Consider the following 21,791-nt stretch of genomic DNA (forward strand, 5'->3'; position numbering starts at 1 on the left):
CCGGGTATAGATCCCTGCATGTCGATGGCTACAGCGGTGGGGCCGCCGGCTCCGGCGGGCGACCCCTGGCCCGACGGGCGTCGGCGAGCGCGACCCCGGTCAACACGACGACGACCAGGGCCGCCGACACCAGCAGCGGTTGGTGCGTCAGGACGGGCACGGCGGCCAGCAGCACGAGTGCCGCGATCCACCGGGACCGGGACACGCGGCCGAACACCTCGTACTCGAAGCGGGCCCGGCCGAGCAGGAACAGCGCCGGCCCGCCGATGATCATCGCGATCCAGGACGCCTCGGGTTGGCCGAGCGGATGCTCGACCGCCAGTTCGTAGCCGATCGCGACGGCGGTCAGGCCGACCACCATGACCAGGTGGGTGTCGGCCGCCGACCGACCGAGGTCGGCCGGGTGCCGGGCCTTGCTGACCGCCTCGCCGAGGATCTGCCCGGCCCGTTGGACGTAGATCCGCCAGAGGACGATGGAGGTGGCCAACGCCAGCGCGAAGGCGGTGGTCCGGGCGAGATCGTGAGTGCCCGCGTCGAAGGCGAACCCGGCCACCAGGATCGTCTCGCCCAGCGCGATGAGGAAGAACTGCTGGTACCGCTCGGCCAGGTGCTCGCCGGCGATCTCCCACTTCGACGTCCTGGACCGGCCCAGCCCGGGCACCGGGAAACCGAGCCGCGCGGCCACGTACTCGACCGCGATGGCCGCCGTCCAGCACACGACCCGCGGGGTGCTCGGCAGAAACGCGCCGGCGATCCACAGCACGCCGCTGGCGCTGAAGACGATCGATGATCACCACCAGCTGCAGCCAGAGGTGGTACGGGTCGTACCGGCTGGTGGTCCACGCCGTGCCCTGCCAGACCGCCCAGAGCGCGAAGAGCAGCAGCAGGGTCTTGCCGCCGCCGGTGAGCGGTGCCCAGCCGGTGCTGCCCCCCGGCTCCAGGGCGAGATCCTCGAACGCACGGGCGGAGATGCGGGTGAGCGCGAAGACGAAGACCAGGTCGAAGAGCTCCAGGAAGGTCGCCCTGCCCGTGTCCTTCGTGTGGAGCGTGAGGTGTCGCCTGCCGCTGGCGGCCATCGGTCAGCGGCCTCCACTCGCTGCGGGGCCCATCAGGCAGTCGTACCACCCGGGGGTGCCGGGCTCGCGGTATCCGGGAAAGTCACAGGATCTTGCTCCGGGACGCGGCGAGCGGGCACCATCGACCGATGACGACGCGATGGGGCATGACTGTGCCGCTGGACGGCATCCCGCTCGCCGAGCACGCCGCGATCTACGCGGCCCTCGACCGGGCCGGCTTCACCGACGTGTGGTCTTCGGAGGTCAACGGGGCGGACGCGTTCACCCCGCTGGCACTCGCCGCCGCCTGGCAGCCCCGGCTGCGCCTGGGCACCGCGATCACGCCGGTCTTCACCCGGGGCCCGGGGCTGCTGGCGATGAGCGCGGCGGCGCTGGCCGACGCCGCCCCGGGCCGGTTCGCGCTCGGCATCGGCGCGTCCTCGCCGGTCGTCGTGGGCAACTGGAACGCCGTGCCGTTCGAGGAGCCGTTCCGGCGCACCCGCGACGTGCTGCGGTTCCTGCGCGCGGCGCTGGCCGGGGAGACCGTCGACGAGGAGTACGACACCTTCGCCGTGCGCCGCTTCACCCTGGACCGCAAGCCGGCCGTGCCGCCGCCGGTGCTGCTCGCCGCGCTGCGCCCGGGGATGCTGCGGCTGGCCGGCGCCGAGGCCGACGGCGTCATCCTCAACTGGCTCGCCGCCACCGACGTGCCCCGGGCCCTCGCCGAGGTCGGCCAGCGGCGCCCCGGCTTCGAGGTGGTCGCGCGGATCTTCGTCTGCCCCACCGAGGACGCCGCGCACGCCCGCGCCCTGGGCCGCCGGCTCATCACCAGCTACCTCACCGTCCCCGCGTACGCCGAGTTCCACCGCTGGCTCGGCCGGGAGGAGGTGCTCGGGCCGATGTGGCGGTCCTGGGCCGCCGGGGACCGGCGCGGCGCGGGCGCGGCGGTGCCCGACGACGTGGTCGACGCGTTGGTGCTGCACGGCTCGCCGGAGCACTGCCGCGAGCAGGTCCGCCGCTACGCCGACGCCGGCGTGGACGTACCGGTGCTGGCCCTGCTGCCCACCCTCGAACTCGCCGCCGGTGGCGCGGCGGCGCTGGGGGACCTGATCGCCCGCCTGGGCGGGGGTGGGTCGCGGTGAACCTCACCGACCGGGTGGTGATCATCACCGGTGGGGCCGGCGGCATCGGCGCCGCCCTGGCCCGCCGCTTCGCCGCCGAGGGCGCCGCCGCCGTCGTGGTGGCCGACCTCGACGCCGACGCGGCCCGCGCGGTGGCCGACGGCCTCGGCCCGGTCGCCCACGCCGTCCGGCTGGACGTGACCGACGAGGAGCAGGTCCGCGCGCTGGTCGCCGACACCGAGCAGCGGTACGGGCGCATCGACCTGTTCTGCGCCAACGCGGGCGTCACCTCCGGCGGCGGGATGGAGGTCGACGACGCCGGCTGGGACCGCGCCTGGCGGGTCAACGTGCTCTCCCACGTCTACGCGGCCCGCGCGGTGCTGCCGGCGATGCTCGCCCGAGGCGGCGGCTACCTGCTGCACACCTGCTCGGCGGCGGGCGTGCTGACCTCGGTCGGCGACGCCCCGTACGCCACCACCAAGCACGCCGCAGTCGGCTTCGCCGAGTGGCTCTCCGTCACCTACCGCGACCAGGGCGTCCGGATCAGCGCGCTGTGCCCGCAGGGCGTGGACACGCCCATGCTCGCCGACGGGCTGGCCGCCGGTCACCTGGGCGCCCGGGTCGTGGCCGCCTCCGGCGCGGTGCTCACCGCCGACCAGGTCGCCGACGCGGCGGTCGCCGGCATCGCCGAGGAGCGCTTCCTGATCCTCCCGCACCCCGAGGTCGCCGACTACGCCCGCCGCAAGGCGGAGGACCCGGACGGCTGGCAGTCCGGCCTGCGCAAACTCGTCCGCCGGCTCCGCTCCCAGGAGCCCCGTCCCTGATCACGCATCCCGGCAGCATCTCGACGTCGAGTGCGGGGACCGGCCTGCTCCGGCCGGCGGTGGGGGTGCGGTTTTCCGCACCCCGGCGGTTGCGGTCGGCCCGCTGAGGCCGGCGGTCGACCTCATGGTCCGGGCCGTGGCGAGTTCATAGCGTCATCGGCATGATCCGTTTGTCGCAGGTGTCGATGCACGCCGGCCGGTTGGCCGAGGAGGCTGATCCGTCGCAGGGCGGCCTGACCGGGTTGGTCACCGATCTGACGGAAGGGCTCGGCGCCCCCGGTGTCGGCCTGGCGGTCGCGTTGGAGAACCTGTTCCCGCCGATCCCGAGCGAGGTGATCCTGCCGATGGCGGGGTTCACCGCCGCGCAGGGCAGGATGAACCTGTTCGCCGCGATCCTCTGGAGCACGATCGGTTCGGTGGTGGGCGCGGTCGTGTTGTACCACGTCGGCGCCGCGCTCGGGCGCGACCGGGTCCGCGCGATCGCGGCGCGGCTGCCGCTGGTCAAGGTGAGCGACATCGACCGGACCGAGGCGTGGTTCGCCCGGCACGGGGCGAAGACCGTATTCCTCGGGCGCATGATCCCGATCTTCCGCAGCCTCATCTCCATCCCGGCCGGTGTGGAGCGGATGCCGCTCGCCACCTTCCTGCTCTACACCACGCTGGGCAGCCTCATCTGGAACACCCTGTTCGTGATGGCCGGCTACCTGCTCGGGGAGAACTGGCACTCCGTCGAGGCGTACGCCGGGACGTTCCAGAAGGTCGTCATCGTGGCCTGCGCGCTCGCCGCCGGGTACTTCGTCGTCTCCCGGCTGGTCAGGGCGCTCCGCCCGCGACCGGCGACGGGGAACGGGGTGGAACCGGACAGGTTCGGGCCGGGCGTGCCCGTCGAGCCGTACGTCCACTCCGGACACCCGGCCGTACGCGGCACGGTGTACGGGACCCCGCGCCGGTCGGCGGACGGCCGATGACGGGCGTCGGAGACCGCGCACCGGTGGGTCGCCGCCGGCGGCACGCCGTCCGGGTGCCCTTCACCACGCGGGTCGGCCGGTGGAGCGCCAACCATCCCTGGCTCGCGATCACCGCCTGGCTGTGTTTCGTGGTGGCCAGCGTGTTCGGTGGCAGCCTGGTCGGCACGGTGAAGGCCACCACGCAGGACAGCCTGCACGGGGAACTCGCCCGCGCGGACCGCATCGAACAGGCCGGCGCGTTCCCCGACGCTCCGCCGGTGGAGAGCGTGCTGATCACGGCGCGGACCGGCGGTCTCGACCTCCCACGTGCCCAGGCGGTGGCGGCCGACCTGTCCGCGCGGCTGCGGGCGGTGCCCGAGGTGGCGCGGGTCGGCGACCCGGTCACCTCCCCGAGCCGCGACGCGGTGCTGATCGAGGTCGAGCTGACCGGTGTGGCCAAGGACGCCGACGCACGGGTCGGGCCGCTGCTGGAGACCACCGGGCAGGCACAGCAGCGGCATCCCGACCTGCGGGTGGAACAGGTGGGGTCGGCGTCCCTGTCGAAGGCGCTGACCGAGACGCTGGCAGCGGACTTCGTCAAGGCTGAGCTGATCAGCGTGCCGGTGGCGCTGGTGATTCTGCTGTTCAGCTTCGGCGCGTTGATCGCCGCCGGAGTGCCCGTCGTGCTGGCGTTGTCGGCCGTGGCCGGTGCCATGGGACTGGCCCAGTTCGCCTCGCACATCTTCCCGGCCGGGGAACTCGTCAGCAGCATCATCCTGCTGATCGGCCTGGCGGTCGGTGTCGACTACTCCCTGTTCTACCTGCGCCGCGAGCGGGAGGAACGAGCGCGCGGGCGCGACCATCGCAGCGCGGTCGAGATCGCAGCCGCCACCTCGGGGCACGCGGTACTGGTCTCCGGCATCGCCGTCATGGTCGCCATGGCCAGCCTGTTCCTCGTCGGCGACACCGCGTTCAGCTCGATGGCGACCGGCTCGATCCTGGTCGTCGGGGTGGCGGTGATCGGATCCCTCACCGTCCTGCCGGCCATCCTCGTGATCCTCGGGCGCTGGGTGGACCGGCCACGGGTGCCCTTCCTGGGGCGGCGGATCCAGCGGGCGGCACGCAGCCGCTTCTGGGCGGTGGTCCTGCGCCCGGCGCTGCGCGCGCCGCTGGCGACGTTCGTACTCTCCGTCGGAGTGCTGGTCGTCGTCGCCGTTGCCGCACTGGAGATGAACCTCAAGCGGCCGACCTCCACCGACCTGCCCCGCTCGATCCCGATCCTGCGCACCTACGACCGCCTGGCGCAGGCGTTCCCGGGCAACGACCTGGGCACCAGCCACGTCGTCGCGATCCGCACCGACGCCGCGGGCGGGCCGGCCGTCGAGCGGGAGATCGCCGAGCTCGCCTCGCGGATCGAGGGGGACGGCCGGTTCGCCCAGGGCCGCCCCCCGACGGTGCGCAGGTCCGCCGACGGCACGGTCTTCCTGGCCACCGTCCGGGTGACGGGCGCCAGCGACAGCAGCGAGGCGACCTTGTCGCTGCGACGGCTGCGCGACGAGCTGCTGCCGCAGACCGTCGGCACCGTCCCGGACACCGAGTGGGCGGTGGCCGGCCGTACGGCCAGCGACGCCGACTTCCGCGACCGCATGGCCGCGGCGCTGCCGCCGGTCGTCGCGTTCGTGTTTGGCATGACGTTCCTCGTCATGCTCGTCACGTTCCGGTCGGTGGTGGTGGCGTTGACCTCGATCCTGCTCAACACGATCTCCGTGGCCGCCTCGTACGGGCTGCTGGTGCTGGTCTTCCAGCACACCTGGGCGGAGGGCCTGCTCGGGTTCACCTCCAACGGCGCGGTCGTGTCCTGGCTGCCGCTGATGCTGTTCGTCATCCTCTTCGGGCTCTCGATGGTCTACCACGTGTTCGTCGTGAGCCGCATCCGCGAGGCGGTCCAGCGCGGCGTGCCGACCCGGCAGGCGATCGAGCAGGGCATCGTCTCGTCGGCGTCCACGGTGAGCAGTGCCGCGATCATCATGGTCGCCGTCTTCTGCATCTTCGCGACCCTGTCGATCGTCGAATTCAAACAACTCGGCGTGGGGCTCGCCGCCGCGATCCTGATCGACGCCACCATCATCCGCGCGGTCGTCCTGCCGTCACTCATGCGGCTGCTCGGCGAGGCGAACTGGTGGGCCCCGAGATTCCTCACCGGCCGCCGCAGGACCGATGCCACACCGCGCGACAGCGACGCCGACACGCAGGTCATCATGGTCGCCGGTGACCGGTAGCCGGGTCGGCGGCGGACGGCCGGACACGCGTCCGCCCGCCGCCGACCCGGGACGACACGAGCGACGAAGGGAGGAACCGGTGCCAGAGCGCGCGACGCACGGTCGGCGGTCGTGGAGCGGCGCCGTGGCCCGCAGGGGCCGGCCGGTGGCGGGCGTGGCGGTCGGCGTCCTGACCGCCGGGGCCGAGTCGCTGTTCCTGCTCTTCGCCGGGCTCGCCGTGGTCGCGGTCTCGCCGGTGCCGGCAGCGCGCCGCCGCGTCGGCGCCACCACCGTCCGGTACGCCCGACGCGTCGCCGAGTGGGAGCGGCGCCGCCTGGCCGACATGGCCCTGGAACCAGCCCCGCCACCGGTGCGGGCGAGCGGACCGCGGGTGCTCGGCTATCTCGCCGCCCGGCTCCTACCGGCGGCGCTCGGCGTGCTCACCGTCGGCCTGCTCGTGGTCGGCGCCGTGCTCGCCGCCATCGTGGTGCGATCCTTCGTGGCGGGCACCATGAGCCTGGCCGGTTTCCTGTCACAGGGGCTCATCGGGACCGCCCTGCTGGTCGTGAACCTCCAGGCGATGGCCAGCGTGGCCACACTGGACCGCTGGCTTGCCCGCAACCTGCTCGAATCCCACACGCGCCAGGCGTTGCAGCGGCGGATCAGCGAGCTGGCGGTCAGCCGGGCCGGCGTGATCGCCGCGGTCGACGCCGAGCGCCAGCGCATCGAACGCGACCTGCACGACGGGCTGCAACAACGCCTCGTCGCCCTCGGCATGCTGCTCGGGCGGGCGCGCCGCAGCCGCGACCCCGACAAGGCGGGGGCGCTGCTCGCCCAGGCCCACGAGGACGCCCAACGCGCCATCGACGAGCTGCGGGACGTTGCCTGGCGGGTCTACCCCGCCGCACTCGACCACACCACCCTGGACGAGGTGCTGAGCATGGTGGCGCAACGATCGGCGACCCCCGTCAGGATCAGCTACGACGTGCCAGTCCGGCCCGCCCGGGCGATCGAGACCGTGCTGTACTTCGTCGCCTGCGAAGCCATCACCAACGCCACCAAACACGCCCGGGCTTCCCTGGTCGCCATCGACATCGAGGCGCGGGGGACGACGATCGAGATGCGCCTACGCGACGACGGCGTCGGCGGCGCCGACCCGCACGGCAGTGGCCTACAGGGACTCGCCCGCCGGGTGGCCGCGCTCGACGGCCGGTTCGACGTGCACAGCCCGCCCGGGGGCCCCACGACGATCCGAGCGGAGCTGCCGTGCGCATAGTCCTCGCCGAAGACTCCACCCTGCTCCGCGAGGGGCTGGTCCGTCTCCTCGCCGACGAGGGACACCAGGTGCTGGCCGCCGCCGCAGACGCCGACCAGCTCGTCACCGCCGTCGAAGAGCACCGTCCCGACGTCGTCGTCACCGACGTCCGCATGCCGCCCACCAACACCGACGACGGACTGCGGGCCGCGCTGGAGATCCGCCGCCGGTGGCCCCACGTCGCCGTGCTCGTCCTGTCCCAGTACGTCGAGAAGCGCTACGCCGCGAAGCTCCTCGCCGATCGGTCCGAAGGCGTCGGCTACGTCCTGAAGGACCGCGTCGCCCAGGTCGAGGACTTCCTCGACGCACTCGACCGCGTCGCCGCTGGTGCCACGGCGCTCGACCCCGAGGTCGTCCGGCAGCTCATGTCCGCCACGAGCCACAGCGACCCGCTCAACCGCCTCACCCCACGGGAACGCGACGTGCTGCACCACATGGCTCAGGGGCACACCAACGCCGCCATCGCCGAACGCCTGCACGTGTCGCAGAGCGCGGTCGAGAAACACATCAACACCATCTTCGACAAGCTCGACCTCTCCCACGTGACCGGCTACAGCCGCCGGGTCCTCGCGATCCTGCACTACCTCGGCTCGTAGCCGCCCAGGGGCGCCGGCCCGTACCGACCAGGCTGCGCGCGGGGCTCGCTCACAGGCGGACGATCTGACCCACGCGGGGCGGCGTCCGGCCGGCGAGCACCTCCAGCCAGGCGCGCTCCAGAGCGTCGGGGCCGGCGTCGACCCGGACGTCGAGCCACCCGCTGACGACTCCCGTGAACCGTCGCCAGGCGTCGGCGAACCGCTGGTCGAGCCCGTCGCGCCCCCAGTCCCGGCGGCGCTTGCGCATCTGCACCGGGGCGAAGAACACCTCGTCGGCGGCGTCGGCGTTCGGGATCTGGGTGGTGAGCCCGACCGCGACGTCCCGTACGAGCCGGTCGCCGAGGTGCCGCCGCAGGGCCGCGCGGATGGCGGGCGCCCCCGACAGGTCGAGATAGACGGTCGGTACGGCGTCGAGGGCGGCGATGTCGTCGTAGGTGAGGACGTCGTCGTAGCAGCCGAGGGACCGGGTGAACGCGAGGTTGCCGGGGGAGGTGAGCCCGACCAGGCGAGGGCCCCGGCCGTGCAGCTCGAACGCGGCGGCGTACGCGGTCTTGCTGGACGCCGACGACAGCACCAGGGTCGCCGCCCCGTGGAAGTCGTTGTCGACCACCTGGTCGGCCAGCATGAAGGAGGTGAAGAACAGCGGCCGGAAGAGGACCAGCAGGTCCTCCTGGTCTTCCCGGTACGCCGGGTCGCCGGTGGTCGACCGGTACACGTTGTACGGCGAGGGCAGGTCGGCTCGGTGTCCGCTCGCGTCGCGGAATCCGGACGCGTCCACCCGGTCCGGTTGCAGCAGGAGGTGACCCGCCGGCGGGAGGTAGCCGTAGACCCGCTGCCCGGCGGTGACCCCGTCGACCGTCGACGCGACCACCTCGGCGAAGCCCCACAGTGGCGGGAGTCCCCACTGCGGGCCGAGCCCGCGGGGGCCGGGCGGGAAGAACTCCCAGTACCGCATCGCGTCGCCGAGCACCGCGTAGGTCACGTTGTTGGCGGTGAGGCCGACGCGGTCCACCCGCAGCAGCGCTTCGCCGTCGGCCAGTGCGGGCGTCGCGCCCTCGGTGATCGTGGTCCGGCCCAGGTCGTCACGGGCCACGGCGAACGTCCAGGAATCAGGCATGAGCTGACGCTAGGCAGGCGCGGAACCCGAGACAAGTGCACTGTGAGTGCAAAATCCCACTGGCCGTCCGGTTGACGGGCAGACGCGTCGGGACGCCGCTGGTGGCGTCGCGGGCGACCAGCCCGTCGAAGGCTCAGCGGGGCCAGCGCAGCGGACCGGGGCGGACGGCCCACAGGATGCGGCGCCACCAGGGGCGGGCGGCGCGCAACCGCGCGACGTAGTCGCCAGCCGTCGTGACGGCCACGGCGGCCTGCTCGGCGGTGGCCGTTCCCGGCGCGAAGGCCACCTGGTTGAGCAGGCCGGCCAGGCCCACCAACCGCGCGTCGAGATCCCCCTCGCCCGCCGCGCTGCCCGGCCGGCCTGCGCCGGCCGGGTCAGGGCCGGCGGGGTCGGCCGGGGTGCCGGTTCCGGTCCTGGCGTCAGCGACGGGGAGCACGGCGCGGGCGTGGGCGGCGACCTCGGAGGCGGAGAGGTCCCCGCCGACCGGGTGCCCGGCCAGCCGCAGCGCGTCGGTCACCTCCCGCCAGGCGCCGGCGATGCGCTGGCCGGGGTCGCCCCGTTCCAGCCGCGCCCGGGTCAGCGCCCGGCGCATCGTCAGCAGGGCGAGCAGCGCCGCCGCGACCAGCAGCAGCATGCCGCCCGTCCCGCCGCCGACCAGCAGCGCCGCCGACGGTCCACCGGAGCCGGCCGGCCCGCCCGGCGCGACCACCGGCTCCGGCGACACGGTCGGCTCGACCGTGGGCTCCGGCACCTCCGACGGGGGCGGCTCCTCCGGCGTGGGGCGGAAGTCCTCCTCCACCGGGCGCGGTTCCTCGTCGGGCCTGGGCAGCGGGTCGAACGGCACCCAGCCCAGCCCCTCGAAGAGCACCTCCGGCCAGGCGTACGCGTCGCCGGCCCGGACCGGACCGTCGCCGGCGGCACGGAAGCCCACCACCACCCGGGTCGGCAGCCCCGTCAGCCGGCCCAGCACGGCGAACGCCGCCGCGAACTGCTCGGAGGTGCCCCGCTGCCCGCCGGCGTTGCGGGGTCCGAAGAGGAAGAAGTTCAGGTTCGGGTACGCGTGCCCGCTGGGCGCGTCCGCGACGAGGCGGTAGTGCTCGGCGAGGAACTGCTCCACGGCGGCGGCCCGCGCGTACGGGGCGCCGTTGGACTCGGCGAGTTGGGCGGCGAGCCGGCGCAATGGTTCCGGCACCCCGTCGGCGACCCGCAGCACCCGGGCCACCTCCTCGCCGGCCGGCACGTCCGCCGTGGCGAGCAGGTTGAAGTCGGGCGTCTCCAGCGCCGACGTCACGCCGTAGCGCAGCCCCGGGGTCAGGCCCTCCGGGCGGATGAGCGTCCCGGTCGTCGGGTCGTACGCCACCCGGGCGCCGGTGACCTGGCGTGGGGTGGCGACGGCGGGCAGCAGCCGGCCGCTCAGCCCGGCGACGGTGATCTCCTGCCGTACCGTCTCCACGGTGCTGTCGGCCGCCGGTGCCGTCACGGGCAGGATCCGCCCCGCGTTGCGGTACGTGGCGCCGACCCGCCAGGTCACCCCGTCGTAGTCGCTGAGCACCGCCAGCCGGATCGGCACCGGGCGTGCGGCGGCACCCGGCCCGGGGGTGGGCCCCGGCTCCTCGGCCGGCACGGAACCCGGCGGGCCCGACCGTTGCGTACGCACCTCGAGCAGCTGCTGGCCCGGGTTCAGCGCCCAACCGGATATCCGGATGAGCGGGTTCTCGTCGAGGGTCTCCACCTGCGGCGGCTCGACGTACCGCCGGGGGTCCACCGGCCGGCCGTCGACCTGGCCGGCGAGCAGCGGACCGAGCAGCGCGACGAGGCCGACCACCACCGCGAGGCCGGCGGCGGAGGCGGCGGCGAGCCGGGCCCGGACGGCCGCGCGGACCGCCGGGGCCAGCCCGGCGGCCGCGTCGGCGCCGGCCGCCCCGCGCGGCGGCACCGCCAGGCCGAGCACCGCCACGGCCACGAGGGCCAGCGTCGGCCCGATCGCGGGATCGGCGTTCGGGCCGACCACGTAGAGCGCGGCGGCGTAGAGCAGCACCGGCGGCAGGTAGCCGAGCAGCACCCGACCCGCCCGCATCGCCATCTCCGCCCCGGCGAGACCGGCCAGCCACGCGGCGACCAGCGGCACCAGCACCGTGTCGGGGGTCGGCTCCACCGGGATCATCGCCGTCAGCAGCCGGGGGATGCCGTTCGCGGCGGCGTCCGCGGTCACCTCGGCCAGGCCCCCGGGCAGCTCGGCGCGGGTCGCGGTGAGCCGCAGCGACCAGGCCGTCCAGCCGGCCATCGCGAGCACCGACACGGGTGCGACCAGCCACGAGGGCAGCCGGCGGGCGGCCACGCTGACCAGCACCGAGCCCACCGCCGCCCCGAGCACCAGCCAGGTCAGCAGCGGGCCGGCGTAGACCCGGCCGAGCACCGCGCCGGCCAGGCCGATCATCGCGATCAGCGCCAGCGGCACCGGGACCGCCCGCAGCGCCCGCGCCACCCGGGCGACCCCACCGCCACCGGCCGGCCCGGCGGCGTCGCCAGCTCCGCCGCCGACCCCGGACGGCCCGGCGGCGTCGCCAGCTCCGCCGCCGGTGCTCCGCCCCGCCTGACCGTCGGCCACCGTCACCACCTGCGCACCCCGTCCCACTCGGCGGCGAACGCCGCCCCGTCCGCGGCGTCGATCACCACCAGGCCGGCCGCGCCCGACGGCGCCGGCTCCGTCGCCCCGAAGACCCCCACCACCACCGACGGGTACGCGGCCCGCAGCGCGCCCACCGTCCCCAGGTCCTCCCGGCCGCCCGGCCCGGTGAGGAAGACCAGCGTGTCGCCGAGCCGTTCCCGCCGCAGCCGGCCGGTGGCGGGCTGAAGGTCGCCCCCGTCGGCGAGTTCCGCCGCCGCGAGCCGGTCCAGCGGCCCCTGCGCCGCCGCGTCGCCGCCCGCCGGCTCCGGCGCGACCAGCAGCAGCACCACCGGCAGATCCTCGCGGTACGCGGCGACCAGCACCGAGGCGGCGGCCTCACACGCCGACTCGAACGACTCGGCCACCCCGTCCAGGCGATCCGGATGGGCGGCCGCCCGGTTGTCGAGCAGCACCACGATCCGGGGCAGGCTGGTGTCCACGTTCTCCCGCACCATCAGCTCGCCCACCCGGGCGCTGGTCCGCCAGTGCACCCGGCGCAGCTCGTCACCGACCACGTACTCACGCAGCGAGTCGAAGGTGATCGACCCGTGCGGCACCTTGTCCACCCGGCCGTCCAGGCTGCGCCCCGCCCCCGTGGGCACCGCGTTCAGCGGGTGCACGCGCGGGTGCACCCAGACCGGCACCGTGCCGCCGTACGGGCGGGCCAGCGCCACCAGGCCGAGAGGGTCGCGCCGGGTCACCCGCAGCGGCCCCACCGGCACCACGCCCCGGCGGGCGGTCGGCACCTCGTAGCGGACCGTGGTGCCCCGGCCCGGTCGCAGCCGCAGCAGCGGCACCGGGACCGACCGGTCCCCGCACCGGTCCTCGGCCACCAGGCTCGCCGCCCGCAGCCGCCCCGCGTTGCGCACCGTCAGGGTCATCGCGGCCGGCTCGCCCCGCGCCACCCGGTCCGGGTCGGCGCTGCGGGTCACCTCCAGGCGGGGCCGCCACGCCGCGCTCAGCACGGCGTAGCCGACGGCGATGCCGGCCGCCGCCCCGAGCAGCGTCAGCTCCGGGTACGCGAAGCGGAAGCCGACGCCGAGCAGCACGACGGCGGCGACGAGCAGCCCGACACACCGGGCGGTGAGCGCGGACACCGGCGTCGCCGGTCAGCCCTGGACCGGGGCCGGCTGGCCCGAGGGGAGCGGCACCGGAACCGAGGCGACCGCCTGACGCAGCACCTCGGCGGCGGTCACCCCGCGCACCTGCGCGTCGGGGGTGAGCAGCAGCCGGTGCGCGAAGACCGGCTCGGCCAGGGTCTTCAGGTCCTCCGGCATGATCCAGCCCCGCCCGTCGATAAGCGCGTACGCGCACGCCGCCCTGGTCAGCGCGATCACGCCCCGGGGGCTGACGCCGACCCGCACCTGCGGATGGGTGCGGGTGGCCGCGGCCAGCCGCACCGCGTACGCGTAGAGCGGCTCGGCGATGTGCACCCGGCGGGCCATGCGGACCATCTCCCCGACGGTGGCCGTGTCGGTGACCGCCGTCAGCGCCTCGGGGGAGCGGACCGTCGCCCCGCGCAGCACCTCCACCTCGACCGCCTCGTCGGGGTAGCCGACGGAGAGCTTCACCAGGAACCGGTCGAGCTGGGCCTCGGGCAGCCGGTACGTGCCGTCCATCTCCACCGGGTTCTGGGTGGCCACCACCAGGAACGGCTGCGGCACCGGATGCCGGACCCCGTCGACGGTGACGGTGCGCTCCTCCATCACCTCCAGCAGCGCCGACTGGGTCTTCGGCGACGCCCGGTTGATCTCGTCGGCGATCACGATGTTGGCGAAGACCGGGCCCGGGTGGAACTCGAAGCCCCGGGTGGCCTGGTTGAAGATCGTCACCCCGGACACGTCGGAGGGGAGCAGGTCGGGGGTGAACTGGATGCGCCGCCACTGCCCCTTCACGGTCGCCGCGACGGCCCGGGCCAGGGTGGTCTTGCCGACCCCCGGCACGTCCTCCAGCAGCACGTGCCCCTGGGCGAAGAGCGCGGTCAGCGCCAGCCGGACCACCTGGGGCTTGCCCAGCACCACCGCGTTGACGTTCTCGGCCAGCCGGGCGGCGAGGGCGGCGAAGCCCTGCACCTCCGGCTGGGTGAGCGGTTCCGGAGTGTTCACGCGGGTGGTGCTCCTTGCCTGGGTGGGTCAGCAGGTGGGCAGGTCCTTGATGTCGTCGCCGCCCTCCAGGTTGAGCCAGGCCCAGGGGATGTAGTTCTTCCCCTTGAAGTCGACCTGCACCCACCAGGTGCTCTGCTTCTGGTTGTTGTAGATCCAGGAGTCGACGTTCTCGCCCGACTTCTTGCAGTACGCCTTCAGCCGGGTGCCGGGCTTCGCCCAGCCGGCCTGCTGGTCGTTGTCCTGCCGGGTGACCTTGAAGACCTCGTTGCCGTTGCGGCCGTCGACCTCCCTGTCACAGTAGGTCCGCTGGTCGCCGTCGGGCCCGTTCTTGCAGGTCGCGATGCCGTAGAGGGCGTCGGTCGCCTGGGCGCGGGTGCCGGTGCCCTTGCCGGCGGCGTTGCTCGCGGTCACGGTGAACGTGTACGCCGTGCCCGGGGTCAGGCCCGTCATCGTGATGCTGGAGCAGTTGCCGGTCTTCGCCGGCTCGCCGCTCGTGCTCAGCGAGCAGGTCGCCTTGCCGCCGCCGGCGTCCACGGTGAACGTCACCGTCGCCGACGTGGCGGTCGCCGAGGAGCCCGTCACGGTGACGCGGGGCTCGGCCACCGTGCGGGCCGTGGCGGTGGCCTCCGGGCCGGGCCCGGCCTCGTTGACCGCCCGCACCTTCACGGTGACGTTCTGGCCGTTGCCCAACCCGTCCACCGTGGCCCGGGTGTCGGTCACCTCGCTGCTGCGCCCGCCCACGTCCACGACGTACTTCGTCACCGGCCGGCCGTTGGCCACCGCCGGAGACCACTGCACCGCGACGGCGCCCGGCCGGTCGGCCACAGTGGTCGCTCGCAGGTCGGTCGGCCGCTCCGGCGGCGCGTACGGCACGACGGTGTTGCTCACCGGCGAGGCCGCCGAGCCGGCGCCCCGGTCGTTGACCGCCACCACCGTGAACGCGTACTGCGTGCCGTACTCCAACTCGCCCGCCGGCACCACCAGTTCCGTCCTGCGGGACTCGCCGGCCGGGGCGTTGGTGCCCGCCGACGTGGCCGTGACCACGTACTTCGCGATGGTGTTGCCCTGCCCGTTGGCGGCCGGCCACTTCACCAGCACCGTGCCGTCCGGGCGCTCCTGGGCGGTGACGGCGGCCGGCGGGTCCGGCACCGCGGCCGTCGGCGTCACCGGGTTACTGGTGCGCGCGGGACCGTCGCCCTTCGCGTTGACCGCGTGCACCGAGAACCGGTACGTCTCGCCGTTGGTCAGGCCCTTGATCTCCACGGCCCGCTGGTTGGCGCCCACCTGTACGCGCTGGCCGGCGCCCTGCACCACGTACCGGACGATCTCCGCCCCGTTGGCCGGAGCCGGCCGCCAGCTCACCCGGGCCTGCGCGTTGCCGGCGGCGGCGGTGACGCCGCGCGGCGCGCCCGGCTTGCCCACCTCGGGCTTCTTCGGCGGGGGCGGCGGCGGGGGAGCCGGCGGCGGGTCGCCGCCGAGCACGTCGTTGGCGTACTTGTCGACCTCGCGGACCTGGTGCTTGTCGTCCACCACCTGCGCGGTCGCCGAGTCGGGGGCGTTGATGAAGAGGTGGTTCTCCCGCACCTCCAGCTCCAGCGGCCCGGTGCCCCGGCCCCGGATGGTGTCGACGAGCTGGCCGCCGGAGTCGAACGCGTAGACCGTGCCGGACGCCTCGTCGGCGCAGTAGTACCGCCCGGCCCACGCCACAGCCGGGCTGAGCTTGTCGCCCGCGCCCGGCACCGTGAATGCCCGCACCGCGCCACCACTGTCGACCACGTGCACCCGCCGCTCGCCGGGCACCGTCACGGGCACGTCCGGCCCGCTCGTCCGCTCCGGCAGCGCGCCTGGCGCGGCCATCGTCAGCGTCGTCGTCCGGACCTTGCCGCCCTGCACCCGCACCAGCGTCCCGGCGGTGCGGTCGAGCACGGCGACGCCGTCGTCCAGGGTGGAGACGACCAACTCGTGGCTGGCGTCCGCGACGTCGTACGTCTCGACCTTCTTCGGGCTGAGGCCGGCCCCGGCGGGGGCCGCCGACGCGGGCGCGGACGGCAGCGGCGCGGCGGTGACCGCCGAGACGGTGCCCTCGCTGGGCACCGCGATCCACAGGCGGCCCTCGCCGTCGAAGGATCCTCCGGTGATGCCCGGCGGGTAGCGCACCGGCTCGCCGATCGGGGTCAGCGACCGCGGGTCGAGCTGCCGGACGACGCCCTGCACGGCGTCGACGACGAACGCCGCGTCCTCGTGCAGGGCTACGTTGACGCCGAGCCCCGGGGTCGTCCGGGTGGTCGCGGTGATCTGGAGGGTGGCCAGGTCCAGCGAGCTGACCTGCCCGGTGTTCAGGTCCCGCAGGACCAGCAGCCGGTCGGTCTGGGTGACCTGCACCGGGTGCCGCCGGGCGCCCGGGACCCCGACGCGGGTGTCGACCCGCGCGGTGATCCCGTTGACGCGGGCCAGCTCGCTGCGCGCGGCGCTCCACAGCCATGAACTCGCGTCGTGGCTCGCCACCGCGTTGTCCGCCGCGCCGAGGCCGTGGACGGTGAGCCCCATGGCGGCCAGCAGCGCGGCTACCGTCGCGATGGTGACGACCCCGCCGCGCATCCGGCGGGGCCGGGGACGCGGGGGGCCGGTGCCGGCGTGCCCGGCGTCGTCGATGGTGGCCACTACCGGCTGCCTCCCGTGTCGTCCCTGGCAGGTGGCACGCCATGACGGCGACCCTCCCCTGAGCCGGGTGCCATCATATGGCCGGGTCGGGGGCATGGGAACCCGCACCGTCCCCCTGTGGACACCGAGCGTGTGCGCCGCGCCGTGGTGTCCGGTCAGCTCGACGGCGTGTCGCCCTCCCGTTCAGTGCAGACCTGCCCGGACGTGGCGAACGAGTCCGTCGAGTAGACCGCCAGCACCGTAAAGCAGTAGTCCACCCGCGAGTTCAGCCCGTTGACCGTGTAGCTGGTCCGGCCCGGGTCCACCGTGGCCATCACACCCAGCGCCTGGCCGGTCCGGCCGCCGGCCACCATGAACGGCACCCCGCCCCCCGCCGGGTCCGTCCAGTTCAGGGTGATCGTCGCCGAGTCGTCCTTCAGCGTCAGCCCGCCCGGCGGCGGGCCGGCCGCCGACGCGGACGGCGCGGCGGCCGACGGCGAGCCGGGTCCCGCCGGCGGCGCCGCGTCCCGGTTGAGCACCAGCACGCCCACGCCGACGAGCGCCACCACGGCCAGGACCGCGACGACGACCGCGACGATGACCGCCGTACGGTTCCGGCCGCCCTCCTCGGGCTCCGGCATCATCGGGTACGCCGGCGGCGGCGGGAAGGCCGGCACCTGCTGCTGCGCGGGGCGCTCGGCCGTCGCCCGGGTCCGTACGGGCTGCGCCTTCATCGGGAACGTCTCGTCGATGTCGAGGTACGCCGGCGGCAGGTCGTCGACCCGCTCCCGCTCCGGCTCCGGCTGCTCCACCTCCTCCCGCTGCCGTTGCGACTCGGCCCGCTCCAACTCCTCCTCGACGTCCGGCTGCTCGGCGTCGGTGTCGGCGTCGGTCGGCGCGCCCGTGAGCGCCTGCGGGGGAGCCGTGCTGCTCCACGGCGGCGCGGACATGCTCCACGGCGGCGCGCTCACCGGCGGCTGGCCCCCGGGTGGCGCGCTCACCGGCGGCTGAACCCCGGGTGGCGCGCTCACCGGCGGCTGAACAGCTGGCGGCGCGCTGACCGGCGGTGGCATCACCGACGGCGGGGGCGGGATCGGCGGCAAGGGGGGAACCGGCGGCGTACTGACGCCGCGCGGCGGCGCGCTGAAGGGTGGGCTGCTCGTCGGGTGCGCGGGCGGCGCGCTGAACGGTGGGCTGCTCGTCGGGTGCGCGGACGGCGCGCTGAACGGCGGGCTGCTCGTCGGATGTGCGGACGGCGCGCTGAATGGTGGGCTGCTCGTCGGATGCGCCGGCGGTGCGCTGACGGGCGGGCTGCTCGTCGGGTGCTGCGCGGGCGGTGCGCTGACCGGAGGCGTCGGTGGCGCGCTGACGGAGGACGACGGCGGTGCGCTGACTGGCGGTGCGCTGATCGGCGCGGCGTGTGCCGCTGCCGGTGGCGTGTCGAGCGGTGGCGTCTCGGATGACCGGGCGGGGCTGACCGGAGCATCCGGCCCGGCGGGAGTGCCGGCGGCGCGAGCGATCTCCTCGGCGAGCAGCGGTTCGATCTGCTTGACCTGGATGGTCGGCTTGGCCCATCCGGGCGCCGGCCCCGCCGGACGCTCCGGCGCCTCCGGCGGCGCCGCCTCCGACGCCGGGGCGGTCGCCTCCGGGGCGGATGCGCGCGGGGCCTCGTCGACGGAGCCGGTCAGCCGCGAGGACCGGCCGTCCGGCGCGGCGGGCTCGGGAGCCGGCTTGCCCGGTCCGGGTGCCGCAGCGCTGGTCGCACCGGTGGAGGACAACGGTTGGGCGGCGGGCCCCGCTGTCGTTGCGGGCGGCGTGGTGCTCGACGGGGCCGCGGCTCCGGACGGCGTGGTGCTCGACGGTGACGCAGCTCCGGCCGACGGGCCGACGATCGGGGACACCTCGTCAGCGGCCCGGTGTCGCGGCGCAACGGCGGGTCCCGTTGGGGGCACCGTAGCCCTCGCCTGTGCGGGCGGCTCCGGCGCGGCCGGCGCGGATGGGGCGACTGGCTCCGGCGTGGCCGGCGCGGATGGGGTGGGCGGCTTCGGCGCGGCCGGCACGGGTGGGGCGAACGGCTCCGGCGCGACGACGGGAGCGGAGGCCGCGTGACGCGGCAGCGGCGGAGCGGGTGGCGGCACGGCAGGCGGAGCCGACACCGGGGCCGCCGGCGCTGGCGGGGCCGGCGGCTGCGCCGTCCTCGGGGCCGGAACGACGGAGGCCACCCCGGCCGTCGCAGGCGGAGCGGGACGCGGCGGGCGCTGCGGCGCGGGCGTGGCGGGACCCGGCATCGCCGGCGGTGGGGTCGGCGCCCAGGGAGACTGCGGTGACGCCGGTGCGGGGCGTTGCGCCGGGACGACCGGGGGCGGCGGTACGGGAGCCGACGGCACCTGAGGGTGCGCCGGGGCGGCGGTGGACGCCGACGGTACGACCGGGGGCGGCGGGATGGGCACCGCCGGGGCGTACGGCGACTGCGCCGAGGGCGGCACCGCCGGAGGCGGGGGTACGGCGGCACGGGCCGGCCCCGGTGGCGCGGGCACGACCGGCGGCGGCGGGATCGTCGGTGGTGGCGGGATCCGCTGCGGCGGGGCGGCGTACGGGGTGGCCTGCCCTCGCCCGGGGGCATGCGGTGCCTGCGGCGGGGCCGGCACGTGGGGTGGCGGCGGCGGGGTCCACGCCTGCCGGGGCGGGGCGGGCACCACCGGCGGGGGCGGAATCTGGGCGCCCTGCGGCGGGGCCGGATACGGCTGCGGCGGCGCGGGCGGCATCTGCGCCGCGTGGCCGGCCGGGTGGGGCGGCTGCGGGGACGCCGCAGGGTGCGGCGCCGGGGCGACGGGGGTGGCGCGTCCCACGCCGCGTACGCCCGGAACGGGTGGCGGCGGCGGGATCGGCGGGGTGTACGGGGCGGCCGGCGGGGCGCTCGCGAGGTGCGGCGTCGGCTGCGCGGCGGGCGGCTGCGGGGGAACGGCCGCGGCGGGCTCGTGCGGCCGCCAGGTGGTGGAGAGCACCGCCAGCGACATCGTCGGCTCGGAGAGCGCGGACATGGCGGGCCGCGCGGCCGGCGGGGCGGGTTGAGGGGCGGGAGCGGCGTCGCCGAGATACTGCCGTGCCGTGCGTACCGCAGGATGGTCGGCGCCGAGCACGGCGGGCCCGAGGGTGGCGACGCGGGTGTAGTTGCGGCGTGCCTCGTGCCGGTTGCCCAGCTCGTCCGCCACGGCGGCCAGCTCGAAGGAGAGCGCAAGCATCAGCGGGTCGGACGGCGGCCAGAGGCGCTCGCCGGCGGCGAACGCCTCCTCCAGCACGCGCCGGGCGGCACCCGGGTCGTCCGCCTCCCGGTGCAGGCGGGCCAGCAGGTGCGCGGTGCTCAGCACATCCGGGTGGTCCTTGCCGTACGGCGGCCGGGCGGAGCCGACGGCGTCGTTGAGCAGTCGACGGGCGGAGTAGAGATCGCCCGCTGCGCGCAGGGCGAGCGCCCGGTGCTGCACGGCGGCCAGGGGAGAGGGATGGGACACGTGGCCATGCTGCCGCGTGAGGCCTGTCGGACGCTACCCAGGTCCACCGGTTGGCTGCGGCTCACACGGGTCCGGTCACCCGTCCGACCTGCGGCGACCCATCGGCCGGAAGCTGATGTGCATGATCCACCCGGGCCGTGTACAGTAACTCCCCGTGCGGCCCACCAGGGCGGCCGACGGGTGGAAGATCGCCTTGGTCGACACGGTAGGCTGGACGAGTAGGTCCGGGTGGCGGAATGGCAGACGCGCTAGCTTGAGGTGCTAGTGCCCGTATAGGGCGTGGGGGTTCAAGTCCCCCCTCGGACACGAACCGAATCCCAACGGTGCGCGGCAAGGTCAACACTTGCCCGCACCGTTTGTGTTTCCGGGTCGTACGACAGGTGCAGTCCGAGGCTGCGGTAGACCTCCAGCTTGTGTTCCGGCTCTGCGTCCCGCAGGGCGTCCACGAGGTCTCCGAGTTCCTCGACAGCGGTGATGATCTGATCCTCGCTGAGGCGAGCGGGTGTGCGGGCTTCTTCTTCGGCCGGCGCTTGGTGGCGTTGCGCGGCGCGTTGCCGTTCTGCCTGAGTCTCGGCGATCCAGCCGGCCACCACGGCGGGGTCAGCGCCGGCGTCGAGTGCCGCGCGGTAGCGAGAGAGCTTTGCGTCGCATTCGGCGACGCTGGGTCCTTCCGGTGTGACTGCGGCCGCGGGTGGCATGTCGGTGTGGGCCTGGTCGAGGAGCGTGGCGATGGTGTGCCGGCGGTGCAACGGCCCGAAGCCCTGGACCAGCCAGGTATCCAAGGGTTTTATCAGTACGTCTTCGCGCATGATCACGTTGCGGGGGTGGTCGACCTTGTTGGCCAGGGCGTACTCCTGCGGGAAGCGGCAGCGGTAGTAGGCAACGCCGTGGGAGTGCTGGCCCTGCATCTTGCGGCCGCAGATGCCGCAGTGAACCAGGCTCTTGAAGATGTAGGGGTGGCGGGATCGGTGGGTCCGCTTCGGCGAGGTGGCGGTACGGGCGCGCCGGTGCAGCATGTCCTGGGCGCGGTCGAAGTCTGCCTGCTCGACGAGGGGTTCGTGGACCAGTGCGCCTGGCGGGCAGTCCCCGACGCCACCCGCGACACCGACCGCGGACACGGCCGCCGCGAAATCCGCAGCTGCAAGATCCTGACGATCTCCACCGGCATCGACTTCCCACACGCCGCCCAAGCCATCCAGATCCGCCGCCGCAGACGCCGCCTCGACCAGCCGAAACGCTTCACCACTGAGACCGTCTACGCCATCACCGACCTCCGCGTCCACCAGGCCACACCAGCACAACTGGCCGCGTGGATCCGCGGCCACTGGTCGATCGAAAACAAGATCCACTGGGTCCGCGACGTCACCTACGACGAAGACCGCAGCCAGATCCGCACCGGCACCGGACCCGAGGTCATGGCCGCCCTACGCAACGCCGCCATCGGCGCCCTACGCCTGGGCGGGGCCACCAACATCGCCGCCGCCAACCGGCATCACGCCCGCGACAGCACCCGCCCGCTGGCACTGCTCGGCATCACCTGAGGGAGTGTGTCGATTTCCGTGTTTGAGCCTGTGGTGTGATCGAGATTCTTAGATGGCGATCCGGTCGCCGTAGGCGAGGATCAGGGCGTTGAGGG

General features: G+C 74.8%; 15 protein-coding genes, 1 tRNA gene and 1 pseudogene. 8 read left to right on the plus strand and 9 right to left on the minus strand.

Annotated elements, in window-relative coordinates; translation table 11 throughout:
• Window positions 1-28 precede the first annotated feature (28 nt).
• Together AB0B83_RS19865 and AB0B83_RS19870 are read right to left on the minus strand one after the other, a co-directional pair.
• On the minus strand, window positions 29-763 hold the full coding sequence (locus tag AB0B83_RS19865; protein ID WP_357579422.1) for a low temperature requirement protein A: 735 nt from the start codon (window positions 761-763) through the stop codon (window positions 29-31).
• A gap of 82 nt (window positions 764-845) precedes the next feature.
• Window positions 846-1,076: pseudogene (locus AB0B83_RS19870) on the minus strand (low temperature requirement protein A); the annotation flags it as partial.
• Between the two features lie 146 nt (window positions 1,077-1,222).
• Between AB0B83_RS19870 and AB0B83_RS19875 the strand changes: the two are divergent.
• The 6 genes from AB0B83_RS19875 to AB0B83_RS19900 all read left to right on the plus strand — a co-directional run bounded on the left by AB0B83_RS19875 (window position 1,223) and on the right by AB0B83_RS19900 (window position 8,116).
• The gene (locus AB0B83_RS19875; protein ID WP_357579436.1) at window positions 1,223-2,197 is read left to right on the plus strand and encodes an LLM class F420-dependent oxidoreductase; all 975 of its coding nucleotides are present in this window, start codon (window positions 1,223-1,225) and stop codon (window positions 2,195-2,197) included.
• A complete protein-coding gene (locus AB0B83_RS19880) occupies window positions 2,194-3,000 on the plus strand; it encodes an SDR family oxidoreductase (RefSeq protein ID WP_357579423.1) in 807 nt (268 codons plus the stop codon). The genes AB0B83_RS19875 and AB0B83_RS19880 overlap by 4 nt, the downstream gene beginning before the upstream one ends.
• A 161-nt stretch (window positions 3,001-3,161) precedes the next feature.
• Window positions 3,162-3,968 carry a DedA family protein gene (locus tag AB0B83_RS19885; protein WP_357579424.1) on the plus strand — a complete coding sequence of 269 codons (807 nt, stop codon included), beginning with the start codon at window positions 3,162-3,164 and terminating at the stop codon, window positions 3,966-3,968.
• Entirely contained in the window at window positions 3,965-6,226 is a 2,262-nt protein-coding gene (locus tag AB0B83_RS19890; RefSeq protein ID WP_357579425.1) for an MMPL family transporter, read from the plus strand. Before AB0B83_RS19885 ends, AB0B83_RS19890 begins: the two co-directional genes overlap by 4 nt.
• A 79-nt stretch (window positions 6,227-6,305) precedes the next feature.
• Window positions 6,306-7,481: a histidine kinase gene (locus AB0B83_RS19895; RefSeq protein ID WP_357579426.1), complete on the plus strand. Its 1,176-nt coding sequence runs from the start codon at window positions 6,306-6,308 to the stop codon at window positions 7,479-7,481.
• Complete coding sequence (locus AB0B83_RS19900; protein WP_357579427.1) at window positions 7,472-8,116, plus strand: response regulator transcription factor; 645 nt, start codon at window positions 7,472-7,474, stop codon at window positions 8,114-8,116. Before AB0B83_RS19895 ends, AB0B83_RS19900 begins: the two co-directional genes overlap by 10 nt.
• Window positions 8,117-8,165: 49 nt before the next feature.
• Here the strand turns inward: AB0B83_RS19900 and AB0B83_RS19905 are convergent, their stop codons facing one another.
• From AB0B83_RS19905 to AB0B83_RS19930, 6 genes are all read right to left on the minus strand, one after another.
• Complete coding sequence (locus tag AB0B83_RS19905) at window positions 8,166-9,233, minus strand: DUF2855 family protein (RefSeq protein ID WP_357579428.1); 1,068 nt, start codon at window positions 9,231-9,233, stop codon at window positions 8,166-8,168.
• A gap of 133 nt (window positions 9,234-9,366) precedes the next feature.
• Window positions 9,367-11,718 (minus strand): transglutaminaseTgpA domain-containing protein, encoded by a 2,352-nt coding sequence (locus AB0B83_RS19910; RefSeq protein ID WP_357579437.1) that lies wholly within the window; start codon window positions 11,716-11,718, stop codon window positions 9,367-9,369.
• A 125-nt stretch (window positions 11,719-11,843) separates the two neighbouring features.
• A complete protein-coding gene (locus AB0B83_RS19915) occupies window positions 11,844-12,998 on the minus strand; it encodes a DUF58 domain-containing protein (RefSeq protein WP_357579429.1) in 1,155 nt (384 codons plus the stop codon).
• A gap of 12 nt (window positions 12,999-13,010) precedes the next feature.
• Window positions 13,011-14,006, minus strand: coding sequence for a MoxR family ATPase (locus tag AB0B83_RS19920; protein WP_357579430.1), 996 nt, complete (start codon window positions 14,004-14,006; stop codon window positions 13,011-13,013).
• Window positions 14,007-14,033: 27 nt separating this feature from the next.
• Window positions 14,034-16,604, minus strand: coding sequence for a fibronectin type III domain-containing protein (locus tag AB0B83_RS19925; protein WP_357579438.1), 2,571 nt, complete (start codon window positions 16,602-16,604; stop codon window positions 14,034-14,036).
• A 218-nt stretch (window positions 16,605-16,822) separates the two neighbouring features.
• Window positions 16,823-20,155, minus strand: coding sequence for a tetratricopeptide repeat protein (locus AB0B83_RS19930; protein ID WP_357579431.1), 3,333 nt, complete (start codon window positions 20,153-20,155; stop codon window positions 16,823-16,825).
• Window positions 20,156-20,377: 222 nt separating this feature from the next.
• Between AB0B83_RS19930 and AB0B83_RS19935 the strand changes: the two genes are divergently transcribed.
• Window positions 20,378-20,461, plus strand: a tRNA-Leu gene (locus tag AB0B83_RS19935).
• Here the strand turns inward: AB0B83_RS19935 and AB0B83_RS19940 are convergent.
• Window positions 20,443-21,171 (minus strand): zinc ribbon domain-containing protein, encoded by a 729-nt coding sequence (locus AB0B83_RS19940; protein ID WP_357579432.1) that lies wholly within the window; start codon window positions 21,169-21,171, stop codon window positions 20,443-20,445. The two genes, AB0B83_RS19935 and AB0B83_RS19940, sit on opposite strands and share 19 nt — an antisense overlap.
• Here AB0B83_RS19940 and AB0B83_RS19945 point away from each other — a divergent pair.
• The gene (locus tag AB0B83_RS19945) at window positions 21,163-21,696 is read left to right on the plus strand and encodes an ISAs1 family transposase (RefSeq protein ID WP_357579433.1); all 534 of its coding nucleotides are present in this window, start codon (window positions 21,163-21,165) and stop codon (window positions 21,694-21,696) included. The two genes, AB0B83_RS19940 and AB0B83_RS19945, sit on opposite strands and share 9 nt — an antisense overlap.
• Window positions 21,697-21,791: the final 95 nt, after the last annotated feature.

The organism is Micromonospora sp. NPDC049060 (genome assembly GCF_040649055.1).
Lineage (GTDB): Bacteria > Actinomycetota > Actinomycetes > Mycobacteriales > Micromonosporaceae > Micromonospora > Micromonospora reichwaldensis.